Source organism: Cytobacillus solani (assembly GCF_001420595.1).
GTDB lineage: Bacteria > Bacillota > Bacilli > Bacillales > Cytobacillaceae > Cytobacillus > Cytobacillus solani.
The window spans coordinates 4,152,285-4,164,062 of record NZ_LJIX01000006.1 but is presented as its reverse complement, the minus strand read 5'-3'; the positions used below and the strand labels follow the sequence as shown (position 1 = coordinate 4,164,062).

Annotated in this window: 11 protein-coding genes and 1 riboswitch; of the genes, 10 read left to right on the top strand and 1 reads right to left on the bottom strand. The window is 39.1% G+C overall.

Annotated elements, in window-relative coordinates; genetic code table 11:
• The first annotated feature begins 81 nt into the window (after positions 1-81).
• The 10 genes from sufB (at position 82) to AN957_RS22665 (ending at position 10,474) form a co-directional block, all read left to right on the top strand.
• Complete coding sequence (gene sufB / locus AN957_RS22710; RefSeq protein ID WP_053477772.1) at positions 82-1,479, top strand: Fe-S cluster assembly protein SufB; 1,398 nt, start codon at positions 82-84, stop codon at positions 1,477-1,479.
• 268 nt (positions 1,480-1,747) lie between these two features.
• On the top strand, positions 1,748-2,587 hold the full coding sequence (locus tag AN957_RS22705) for a DUF72 domain-containing protein (RefSeq protein ID WP_053477773.1): 840 nt from the start codon (positions 1,748-1,750) through the stop codon (positions 2,585-2,587).
• Between the two features lie 65 nt (positions 2,588-2,652).
• Positions 2,653-2,955, top strand: coding sequence for a YunC family protein (locus tag AN957_RS22700; RefSeq protein WP_053477774.1), 303 nt, complete (start codon positions 2,653-2,655; stop codon positions 2,953-2,955).
• A gap of 200 nt (positions 2,956-3,155) precedes the next feature.
• Positions 3,156-4,241, top strand: a complete 1,086-nt coding sequence (locus AN957_RS22695; protein ID WP_053477775.1) for an HD-GYP domain-containing protein — start codon at positions 3,156-3,158, stop codon at positions 4,239-4,241.
• Between the two features lie 147 nt (positions 4,242-4,388).
• Positions 4,389-4,595, top strand: a riboswitch (Lysine riboswitch).
• A 29-nt stretch (positions 4,596-4,624) separates the two neighbouring features.
• A complete protein-coding gene (locus tag AN957_RS22690; RefSeq protein WP_082446693.1) occupies positions 4,625-5,392 on the top strand; it encodes a Na+/H+ antiporter NhaC family protein in 768 nt (255 codons plus the stop codon).
• Between the two features lie 308 nt (positions 5,393-5,700).
• Entirely contained in the window at positions 5,701-6,903 is a 1,203-nt protein-coding gene (locus AN957_RS22685; protein WP_053477776.1) for an ABC transporter substrate-binding protein, read from the top strand.
• Positions 6,904-7,148: 245 nt separating this feature from the next.
• Complete coding sequence (locus AN957_RS22680) at positions 7,149-8,024, top strand: branched-chain amino acid ABC transporter permease (RefSeq protein ID WP_053477777.1); 876 nt, start codon at positions 7,149-7,151, stop codon at positions 8,022-8,024.
• A gap of 12 nt (positions 8,025-8,036) precedes the next feature.
• Positions 8,037-8,984: a branched-chain amino acid ABC transporter permease gene (locus AN957_RS22675; RefSeq protein ID WP_053477778.1), complete on the top strand. Its 948-nt coding sequence runs from the start codon at positions 8,037-8,039 to the stop codon at positions 8,982-8,984.
• 1 nt (position 8,985) lies between these two features.
• The gene (locus AN957_RS22670; RefSeq protein ID WP_056686142.1) at positions 8,986-9,774 is read left to right on the top strand and encodes an ABC transporter ATP-binding protein; all 789 of its coding nucleotides are present in this window, start codon (positions 8,986-8,988) and stop codon (positions 9,772-9,774) included.
• Positions 9,767-10,474, top strand: coding sequence for an ABC transporter ATP-binding protein (locus AN957_RS22665; protein ID WP_053477780.1), 708 nt, complete (start codon positions 9,767-9,769; stop codon positions 10,472-10,474). The genes AN957_RS22670 and AN957_RS22665 overlap by 8 nt, the downstream gene beginning before the upstream one ends.
• Before the next feature lie 40 nt (positions 10,475-10,514).
• Here AN957_RS22665 and AN957_RS22660 read toward each other — a convergent pair whose 3' ends face one another.
• Entirely contained in the window at positions 10,515-11,462 is a 948-nt protein-coding gene (locus tag AN957_RS22660; protein WP_245637835.1) for a M23 family metallopeptidase, read from the bottom strand.
• Between the last annotated feature and the right edge of the window lie 316 nt (positions 11,463-11,778).

Genomic DNA, 11,778 nt, shown 5'->3' with positions numbered 1-11,778 from the left:
GCTTTAAGCAGATCCTAGCCGATAAATTATAGTTGATTGGACCTTTAAGGACCAATCGCAAATGAATGGAGGAATACGACGATGGCAAAAAAGATGCCGGAAATTGGCGATTATAAATATGGTTTTGCCGATAAGGACGTTTCCATTTTCCGATCAAAACGCGGTTTAACGAAAGAGATTGTTGAAGAGATTTCAAAAATGAAGCAAGAGCCACAATGGATGCTTGACTTCCGTTTAAAATCATTGGAGCATTTCTACAACATGCCTATGCCGCAATGGGGCGGAGATTTAGCGTCATTAAACTTTGATGAAATCACATATTATGTAAAACCATCTGAAAAGACAGAGAAATCATGGGATGAAGTACCTGAGGAAATTAAACAAACGTTTGATAAGCTTGGGATTCCAGAAGCTGAGCAAAAGTATTTAGCTGGGGTATCCGCTCAATACGAATCAGAGGTTGTTTATCATAATATGCAGGAAGACCTTGAAGCACAAGGAATCGTATTTAAGGATACAGATTCCGCTTTACGTGAGAACGAAGAGCTTTTCCGTGAGCATTGGGCAAAAGTAATTCCGCCGACAGATAATAAATTTGCTGCACTAAACTCCGCGGTTTGGTCAGGCGGTTCATTCATCTATGTTCCAAAAGGAATTAAAGTAGAAACACCATTACAAGCATACTTCCGTATCAACTCTGAGAATATGGGCCAATTTGAGCGTACATTAATCATTGTTGATGAAGGTGCACATGTACACTATGTCGAAGGATGTACGGCTCCTGTTTACACAACAAACTCCCTTCACAGTGCAGTTGTTGAAATCATCATTAAAAAGGATGCATATTGCCGCTATACAACGATCCAAAACTGGGCAAACAACGTATACAACCTTGTTACAAAGCGTGCAGTTTGTGAAGCCAACGCAACAATGGAATGGATTGACGGAAATATTGGATCAAAATTAACAATGAAGTATCCAGCCGTTATTTTAAAAGGAGAAGGCGCTCGTGGAATGACACTTTCGATTGCGATTGCAGGTAAAGGTCAGCACCAGGATGCTGGAGCAAAAATGATTCATCTAGCACCAAATACGTCTTCTACCATTGTATCAAAATCTATTTCTAAGCACGGCGGAAAGGTAACATACCGCGGAATCGTCCAATTTGGCCGTAAAGCGGATGGTGCTCGTGCAAATATTGAGTGTGATACGTTAATCATGGATAATCAATCAACATCAGATACGATTCCATATAACGAAATCATGAACGACAACATCTCATTAGAGCATGAAGCTAAGGTTTCCAAAGTATCAGAAGAGCAATTATTCTATCTAATGAGCCGCGGAATCTCTGAACAAGAAGCAACTGAAATGATCGTAATGGGCTTCATCGAACCATTTACGAAGGAACTTCCGATGGAATATGCGGTGGAAATGAACCGTTTAATCAAGTTCGAGATGGAAGGTTCAATCGGTTAATAGATAGTTAAAAATTAAACCACTCACTATTTTGGTGAGTGGTTTAATTTTATAAAACAGTGTACAGAGATAGCAATTGGCTATATCCCATAGCCACCTTCTATGGGATACTTTTGTACTTATGACCACAGCTATTGTCCCATATCCCTTTTCTATATAAAATGTAGGAGTGTTTTCTCTTATGTTTGCACCTATAAAGGATCCTTTTACCATTGGATGAGAGTAGTTTTTACATTTAACTTACAGAAAACAATTGGAGGTGTGCTGATTGATTCTAATTGGAGTAACTGGATGGGGTGACCACGATACCCTATATACAAATCCGATTTCACCAGGTGAAAAGTTAAGGTCGTATGCGAGCCACTTTCCAACAGTCGAAGTGGATGCTTCCTTTTATGCTGTCCAGCCAAAACGGAATGCGGAAAAGTGGATGAAAGACACTCCTGACTCCTTTCAATTTATTGTGAAAGCGTATCAAGGAATGACTGGGCATGAAAGAGGAGAAATTCCATTCCAGGATAAAGGTGAAATGTTTGCTGCTTTTAAGGATTCCTTAGAGCCTTATAGGAATAAACTTACTATGGTGCTTTTTCAATTTCCGCCATGGTTTGATTGCAAAAAGCAAAATGTAGATTATTTACGTTGGTGTAAAGCACAAATGGGCGATATACCATGTGCATTAGAATTCCGGAACCAATCATGGTTCCATCCTGCATTTAAGGATAAAACCATCCACTTTATGAAAGAGGAAGGATGGATTCATAGTATTTGTGATGAGCCACAGGCAGGCACAGGCTCTATTCCGATTGTGCTGGAACCGACGCACGAAGAAAAGGTTTTAGTGAGGTTTCACGGTCGTAATATTCATGGCTGGCAAAAGAAAAATGCTGATAATTGGCGAGAGGTTAGATATTTGTATCGATACAACGAGAGTGAACTTGCTGAATGGGCAGAATGGTTAAAGGTACTAGAAAAAAAGTGCAAAACGGTATATGCAGTTTTTAACAATAATTCAGGCGGCGACGCTGCTGACAATGCGAAACAGCTCATACAAATGTTAAATATTGAGTATAATGACCTTGCCCCTAGACAATTGGAGTTATTTTAAAATTCATTACACGCATTTCCATCCACTAGCATATTTTGATAGAGAGGGAAAGGAGTGTTTGATTTATGATTGACTTGAAACCTGTTGATATAAAGGGGCATACATTCCTATGCGTCTCCGTGGAATTGCCGAAAACAAATTTACTTGTAGTAACAAATGATAAAGGATATATTATGTGTGGGGCACTTGATGTCTCATTACTTAATGAGAAATTAAAGGATCGGAAAGTAATTGCTGGCAGGGCAGTGGGAGTAAAAACCATCGAACAGCTGCTTGAAGCACCATTGGAATCCGTCACGTATGAAGCGGAGTCGTTGGGCATTCATCGAGGAATGATAGGGAAAGAGGCTTTACTAAAAATGGTATAAAGGCATGCCAATGGAGCTGTTCACAAGATTTTGTGAAATAGACTTCAATTGGCTGCCTTTTTTGTTTTCTAATTTCAATATTTTTCGACATAATTAGAGTCTTACCTGTCACTTTTTAGCGAAAAAGGTTATTATAGTTAAAGGTGATAATGAATGAGAACGACATTGGAAAAACTTCGGAAATGTTATAGGAGTAATTTATGCGATTAGTGACAACCTCATCCGTAGAAGCTGGTACAATACTTGCGAAGACCATTTATAATGAAACAGGACAAATCTTGCTTAGTGAAGGTGTTGAGCTGAAGGAGAGTATGATTCAGCGCTTAAATTCATTAGGAATTAGTTATATTTTTATAAAGGATAGTCAAACGGATGATATTGAATACAAAGGAACACTATCCGATCCTATCCGAAGAAAAGCAATTCAAACAATAAATTCGACTTTTTTGGAGATCCAAAAGGATTCAAGTATATCCAGTTCATTTGTAGTTGAAAAGGCATCAAGACGTCTATCCGAATTGATTCGGTTTCTTATGACTGAGTTAGGAAGCAATAAAGAACTATTGAACTTACTTTCAGATGCTTATACATACGATAACTATATCTTCACCCATTCGTTAAATGTCACGTTATACTCATTAGCGCTTGGATTGGAGCTGAAACTTACGCCAAAGGAATTAGAAACATTAGGTTTAGGTGCTATTTTCCATGATATTGGAAAACTGCAGGTGCCGATAGATGTTTTGTTAAAACCAGGAAGATTAACGGAAGAAGAGTATGTTGCAATTAAAGAGCATGCGGAAGCTGGTTTTCAAATTTTAAGGAAGGTACAAACCATACCTCTCTTAGTTGCGCATTGTGCTTATCAGCATCACGAGCGTATTGATGGTTCGGGCTATCCTAGAGGAATTACTGGAAAAGACATTCACTTTTTTGGAAAAATCATTGCTGTTGCTGATGTATTTGATGCAGTAACATCGAATCGTGTCTATCGGAAAGCGATGCTGCCGCATGAAGGCTTAGAAATTCTATATGCAGGTTCTGGAACCTTATTTGAACAGAAAATTGTAGAAGCCTTTCGATTAGCTGTTGCCATCTATCCGGTCGGGATAACGGTAGAGTTAAATGATGGACGAAAAGGAATTGTTACAGGGCAAAATATAGGTTTAGGGGATCGTCCGATTATAAGAATTATGGAGCATAAAGGGGAACAAGTTCCACCATATGAATTAGATTTAAAAATTGAACTAAATGTGGTCATAGCGGAATGTGACACAGCCTTTTAATGCGTACAAAAGTTTAGAAAGATTTCATTAATAAAGAGTATTTTTTATTACGAAAATAGAATGGATACCTTCATTTTTATTATAGAACTTGTCACTAATCTATTATTCTGGTATAGTAATAAACAATTGAATAAACCTTATCATATCCGATGGGGTAGAGGTGCAGAATTTAAGAGTAAGCTGTGTGAGGATGACAACAAGGATCACAGCCTAAAGGGAATTTTGCCGAAGTAAATGAATTTGTGTCAACAATCATTTGCTGGGGTTACTTTGAATAAGGGTAATACTGTCATTATGAAGGACAAGCAGGAAATCTGCTTTACTAAGCCTTCATATTGGGGAGCTACAGGTCGTGATGGAGAATCTTATTACTTATAAGAGTAATGATAGATCACCTCTATCGTTACTCTTTTTTATTTTTTCTATCATTTATTGCATTAATTGGTACGATTCTAACATCAGATAATATAACGGAGTATTCAGCGTTCTCTGCATTTATGCAAATAATCCCGATGAATCTATATGTCTGGGCTACATTAGCAATGGTGTTCATTGTCGCATTCAAAGGGTTAGAAATTGGACCAATGAAAGTGCACGAACGGCATGCTGTAAAGGAAGGGTTGGTAGCAGACCCTACAAAGCCAGCTGCCGGGGAATTGAAAGATGATCTGCCGACAAGCACGAAAGGATCTGTTGGCGACTTGCTATGGTCAATCATTGCTCTTATTGTTGGAACAGTTGGAGCTATGCTTTGGACAGGAATTGCAGGGACCGAAGGAAGCGTGACAGTCTTAACAATTTTTGAAAATACAGATGTGACAAAATCACTCATTCTTGGTGGACTATTTGGATTAATTGTTACATTAGGATTTTTTATCCGCCAAGTCTTTGTTTTAAAGGGAGTGGGTGGACAAGTATTAGGATGGGGAGTTTGGGCAGGAACGAAATCGATGCTTCCGGCTGTGTACATTCTTCTATTTGCATGGGTGATTGCTGATTTAATCGGGCGTCTAGAAACTGGTAAATATTTAGCAGGTATTGCTGAGCGTACGAATTTAAATCCTTCATTTCTTCCCTTAATCCTCCTTGATTTTATAATAATAGCTGGCAGACGTTCGAAAGCCGAGTGGCAGAATATGCAAGTAGAATAAAAGAAAAGGGCTTTCTCTTGATGAGAGGGCCTTTTTATTGTTAAAAAAATAATGATAAGATATATTTTGAATAATTATAATCTTGCTAAAATATTGCTTTGACAGATTAATCTAAAAATATTATACTGTTTTTAGATTATATCAATTAGTCAGATAATACTAGGATTCATCATTATTTTTTTATTAGAAGGAAGAACTGACTATTTGCAGGGGGTAGATGTGAAAGGCAAACTGGTAAATGGACAGACAAAAAAACCTCAATACGATCTAAATGTTCAGAACAATCAGAAATAAAAGGGGGAGTAGAGATGTTTTTTAGAAAGAAAATTACTTCAGTACTTATGGCTTCGGCCTTGGTAGCCGGAGTATTAGCTGGCTGCGGCGGGGAAAAGGCTGGTACAGAGGGTTCAAAAGACTCTGGCGGAGGCGGAGATACAATTAAAATCGGTGCAAACCTAGAGCTATCAGGAGCTGTTGCTTCTTATGGGCAGGGGATTGCCGAAGGAATTGATCTTGCTGTTGAAGAGATTAATAATAGCGGCGGTGTAGACGGCAAGAAAATAGAAATCATTAAAGTAGATAATAAATCAGATGCTGCTGAAGCGACAAACGCTGCTATTAAATTGACAAACCAAGATAAAGTAACAGCTATCATTGGCGCAGCTACTAGTGGAAATTCAGTGGCACAAGCACAAATTGCCAACGATAATAAAACCATTCTACTATCTCCATCTGGAACTAGCCCGAACGTAACAGTTGGAACGAATGGAAAAGTAAATGAATTTGTATTCCGGACTTCTTTTATTGATCCATTCCAAGGAACTGTTGCAGCTAATTTTGCAGCCGGAGATTTAAATATTAAAAATGCAGCAATCTATGCGGATAATGCAAGTGATTATGCAAAAGGTCTAGCTGCATCTTTTAAGGAAACGTTCGAGGCTGCTGGCGGAAAAGTAGTTTCTGAAGAATCTTATGTAGCAAAAGATACAGATTTCCGTTCAACATTAACTCGTATCAAGTCAGCTAACCCTGAATTTATTTTTATCCCTGGCTATTATGAAGAAGTAGGCTTGATTATTAAGCAAGCACGTGAAATGGGCATTACGGTTCCTTTTATGGGCGCTGATGGCTGGGATTCTCCAATTCTTGTTGATTTAGCTGGTGCCGAAGCGTTAAATAACACATTCCTTACAAACCATTATTCAGCACAAGATCCAGATGAAACAATTCAAAAGTTTGTAACAAGCTTCTCAAAAAAATATTCTGGAAAGTCTCCTGATGCATTTAATGCTCTTGGCTATGATTCTGTTTATTTCTTAGTAGATGCAATGAAACGTGCGGGCGATACATCTGATGCAACAAAAATTAAGGATGCTCTTGCAGAAACAAAAGATTTATCTCTTGTAACTGGTGTCGTAACTGTTGACGAATTTCACAACCCAATTAAATCAGCTACTGTTTTAGAACATAAAGATGGGAAGCAAGTCTTCAAGTCTAAAGTGAATCCGTAAGATAGGGCTGGAGAAATGGGGGGATAATGTATCCTCCCATTTCCAATTTAAAGAGAGGAATTCCTGAAGTTAGACAGTTGTCCAGCTTCAGCGCCTAGCGCCTATTGGGCTTCCCTTCCCCTCCTACGATAAGTCAACATCGAATCGCTATCGCTCTTCGTGTTTCCTTTATCTCGTCGGGGACGGTCCAGCCCATACGGCGCTAAGCAAGGCGCTTACGCTTTTCTATTAAGGAGTGAATGAATATGGAATGGATACAGCAATTAATAAATGGTATTTCACTCGGGAGTATCTATGCGCTAATCGCATTAGGGTATACGATGGTATACGGAATAATTAAATTGATTAACTTTGCTCATGGCGAGGTTTTTATGATTGGAGCATTTGTAGGGTTTTATGCAATTGCCGGATGGGGTTTAGGCTTTTTTCCAGCATTACTATTAGCGATGGCCGTCTGTGCCATATTCGGTGTGCTAATAGAGCGTATTGCATACAGAAGACTTCGGAATGCGACTCGAATAGCTGCTTTAATTACAGCAATTGGATTATCTCTCCTCATTCAATATGTCGTGATCTATTTTCGGGGGGCACAGCCAGAAGCTTATCCAGATGCGTTGTCTAACAAAACGTTTGACTTATTTGGGGTGCAAATTAGCAGCCAATCGATTTTGATTCTTTCAGTTTCAATTGTCTTAATGATTTTATTGCAATTTATTGTCCACCGGACAAAAATTGGAAAGGCCATGCGTGCGGTTTCTCATGATATGGACGCTGCTCGTTTGATGGGGATTAATGTTAACACAACCATTTCAGCTACCTTTGCTATAGGCTCTGCTTTAGCGGGAGCAGCGGGTGTATTTTTTGGTGTATATTATACGAAAATTGAACCATTAATGGGGATTATTCCAGGCTTGAAAGCATTCGTTGCAGCTGTGCTAGGGGGAATAGGAATTATTCCAGGGGCAATGGTTGGAGGTCTAGTGCTTGGGGTGGTAGAAACGATTGTTAGTGCATTAGGCTATTCACTTTGGAGAGATGCTGCAGCATTTATCATTCTTATATTAATTCTTTTATTTAGACCGTCAGGCATCTTCGGTAAAAATGCAAGAGAGAAAGTGTAGGTGAGGAAGTCTATGAAAAAGGTAAAAGGATTTTGGCTCTTTCTAATTTTATCAATTGTGCTTTATGTAACGGTTCAACTACTCATCAACGCCGGTATCTTAAATCAATTCTATTCCAATACACTCATCTTTATTGGCATTAATATCATCTTAGCAGTCAGCCTTCATCTAGTCATTGGAATTACGGGGCAATTTTCTATCGGACATGCTGGATTTTTAGCAGTAGGGGCATATATTTCCGCCATATTCACAATGAAATTACAGCTTCCGTTCCCGATTGCGATTTTGGTGGGAGGGATTATTGCTGCATTAGCTGGTCTTATTGTCGGGATTCCCAGCCTGCGTTTAAAAGGCGATTACTTAGCTATTGCCACCCTAGGTTTTGCGGAAATTATTCGAATTGTTTTCTTGAATATTGACTATGTCGGTGGAGCGGCAGGTATGCAGGTTTCTCATTTAACCAATTGGACATATACGTTCATTTGTCTATTTATTACGATTGTAGTCATTATGAACTTTACAAATTCTAGACATGGACGTGCATGTATATCTGTTAGAGAAAATGAAATTGCAGCAGATGCAATGGGCATTAATACTGTATATTATAAAGTTATTGCCTTTGCCTTAGGCTCCTTTTTTGCCGGAATTGCTGGGGGACTGTATGCGCATAACTTCTATATTATCCAGCCAACAAACTTTGGCTTCTTAAAGTCATTTGATATCTTAATTTATGTTGTACTAGGTGGCCTCGGCAGCCTTTCAGGAGCAGTAATTTCTGCTATCCTGCTTACGCTTGTTTCAACCTTTTTACAGGACTATCCTGAAACACGAATGATCATCTACAGCCTGGTGCTCGTTATCGTTATGCTTTATCGCCCACAAGGTTTGATGGGAACACGGGAGATTACAGATATTTTTGGAAAATGGAAAAGCGTAAAGAGTGTGAAAGGAGGCAGTTAGTATGGGGAGTATGCCTTTGCTACAAGTGAGAAATACCGGCATTCAGTTTGGAGGACTGAAGGCTGTTTCGAATGTGAATATGGAAATCCATCGGGGAGAGCTTATTGGGTTAATTGGACCAAATGGAGCGGGAAAAACAACATGCTTTAATTTACTGACAGGTGTATATGTACCAACTGAAGGGTCGATTGAATTTGATGGACAAAAACTGAATGGATTAGCTCCTTATCAGGTTACAAGGAAAGGAATTAGCCGTACATTTCAAAATATCCGCCTTTTCAATGAGCTATCTGTGCTTGATAATGTGAAAGTGGCTTATCATTCCTTAGCTAAGCACTCAATAATAAGTTCGATCTTACGCCTTCCTTCACACTTTTCTGGTGAAAAAGAGATGGAGGAAAAGTCGATTGAATTTCTGAAAATTTTTAACTTAGATAAATATAAAGATGAAGCAGCGAAAAATTTACCTTATGGCCAGCAGCGAAGACTGGAAATTGCGAGAGCTTTAGCAGCGGGACCACGCCTCTTATTGCTTGATGAGCCAGCTGCGGGTATGAATCCGCAAGAAACACATGAATTAATGGAATTAATTGCATTTGTTCGTAAAAAATTTGATTTAACGATTCTTTTAATTGAACATGATATGAATCTAGTTATGGGAATTTGTGAAAGAATTTATGTGTTAGACCATGGACAGCTTATAGCACAGGGAACCCCTGAAGACATTCGCAACCATCCGAAAGTTATCGAAGCGTACCTTGGAGAGGAGGTTACGAACTCCCATGCTTAAAGTGGATCAATTAGATGTTTTTTATGGCAATATTCATGCGCTGAAGGGTGTTTCTTTAGACGTACAAGAGGGGGAAATTGTGACATTAATAGGGGCGAATGGAGCAGGAAAAAGTACACTTTTGAAAACCTTGTCTGGTCTGCTTAAACCTAAGAATGGAACGATTCAATATTTAAGTAATACGATAGCAGGGAAACCTGCTCAGGAAATTGTAAAAGCTGGGATCTCTCATGTTCCTGAAGGAAGACGAGTATTTTCTAATATGACTGTTGAGGAAAATCTAGAACTAGGGGCCTTTTTAAGAAAGGACTCGAAGGAAATTCAAAAAGATATTCAAAAGGTATACACAACATTTCCTCGTTTACTTGAACGCCGTAAGCAATTATCCGGCACACTTTCTGGCGGAGAACAGCAAATGCTAGCGATGGGAAGAGCAATCATGGCAAAGCCAAAGCTCTTATTATTAGATGAACCTTCAATGGGGCTAGCGCCTCTCATGGTAAAAACTATTTTTGAAATTATTGAGGATATTAATCGTGGCGGAACAACCATCCTCCTAGTTGAACAAAATGCTCATATGGCTTTATCTGTTGCAAATCGTGCATATGTCATTGAAACGGGACGAGTAACTGTTTCTGGCACTGCTGCTGAACTCCAAGCAAGTGAAGAAATAAAAAATGCCTACCTTGGCGGACATTAAAAAGGGAGAAGCCCTTATCGGGGCTTCTCCTATTTTGCGATTATTTCTTCCGTGCTTTTAACCGTTCTTGCCTTTCCCATAAACGTAAATGTGGAAAAGGATCATAGGACCATTCTGTATAGCCATTATCTTTATACATGCCATAATGAAGATGGGGAGGAAATTTCCCTGATGTTCCAGGAGGACCATATCCCGAATTGCCGACTCCGCCAATTAACATGCCAGGTTCTACGATTTGTCCAAGCTTTAAATCTTTGGCAAATCCACTTAAATGAGCGAAATAATGATAGTTGTTATTAATATCACGAATTCCGATTCTCCAGCCTCCAAACCGGTTCCAGCCTTTCATTTCTATAATGCCATAAGCAGTTGCCCGTACTGGAACCCCATAATCAGCAAAAATATCTGTTCCTTCATGGGACCTTCTGCCGCCCCAGCCTCTTGCAGCGCCCCACGTATTTTTGTAGTTATAATTGCTTCTAAGCGGGACTGGAAACGCATGGTCATCAAGATCTAGCCGTCCGTATTGTTTATAGATTTTAGCCTTGCCAATAATCAGGCTAACTGTTTTGTCTCGCTTGTAATAATCCCATAAACCGATTTTTAAATTGTCATGATCTGTCCCATATGATAAAAGGTACTTGGCAAAAGCAAAAAGTACATCTGAATCATTAGAAAGGACAGCTTTTCCATCCCCATCTCCATCCATGCCTAACCCATTAAAGAATTGGATGGAGAGCGGATTGTCGTCATTAGGATTAGGATTTAACGGTCCAGCCCACATTTCGGGTTTGAAATAAATGCCTGTAATTCCTTCAGCCTTTGGTATATCCCTTCTAGCTTGTCTTACATTCCGTTCGTATTGGTCAATTGCAGCAAGATAGTACCAAGGAATATTTGTTACGGATTCCATCCTTTTGTATAATTCCATCCGCAATTCATAGTCATTATTTTGATTTGTTTGCGCGTGCCCGGTTAAATTAGGCAAGAATAGAATGGATAAAGCAAAAATACTAATGAGAAAAAGTCGCACAATATTCCTCCCTTCTTTTTACTGCCTTCCAGAAATAGAAGTATTACATTTTTTGTATTTGGGAACTGTCTAGCTCCAGCGCCTATTGGACTTTCTTCCCCCTCCTATGATAAGTCAAGCATGAATGCGCTACCGCTCTTCGTGTTTCCTTTATCTCGTTGGGTGTGGTCCAGTCCATACGGTCCTAAGCAAGGCGCTTGCACTTTTCTTATAATGTTCTTACTTAGTTTGTGAGATTTCAAAAATTTCATCTATATCAATTATTGGTAAT

Excerpts from the sequence above, each read along its gene's own strand:
- sufB (WP_053477772.1), top strand. The coding sequence starts at position 82 with ATGGCAAAAAAGATGCCGGAAATTGGCGATTATAAATATGGTTTTGCC.
- AN957_RS22700 (WP_053477774.1), top strand. The coding sequence starts at position 2,653 with ATGATTGACTTGAAACCTGTTGATATAAAGGGGCATACATTCCTATGC.
- AN957_RS22695 (WP_053477775.1), top strand. The coding sequence starts at position 3,156 with ATGCGATTAGTGACAACCTCATCCGTAGAAGCTGGTACAATACTTGCG.
- AN957_RS22690 (WP_082446693.1), top strand. The coding sequence starts at position 4,625 with ATGATAGATCACCTCTATCGTTACTCTTTTTTATTTTTTCTATCATTT.
- AN957_RS22685 (WP_053477776.1), top strand. The coding sequence starts at position 5,701 with ATGTTTTTTAGAAAGAAAATTACTTCAGTACTTATGGCTTCGGCCTTG.
- AN957_RS22680 (WP_053477777.1), top strand. The coding sequence starts at position 7,149 with ATGGAATGGATACAGCAATTAATAAATGGTATTTCACTCGGGAGTATC.
- AN957_RS22675 (WP_053477778.1), top strand. The coding sequence starts at position 8,037 with ATGAAAAAGGTAAAAGGATTTTGGCTCTTTCTAATTTTATCAATTGTG.
- AN957_RS22670 (WP_056686142.1), top strand. The coding sequence starts at position 8,986 with ATGGGGAGTATGCCTTTGCTACAAGTGAGAAATACCGGCATTCAGTTT.
- AN957_RS22665 (WP_053477780.1), top strand. The coding sequence starts at position 9,767 with ATGCTTAAAGTGGATCAATTAGATGTTTTTTATGGCAATATTCATGCG.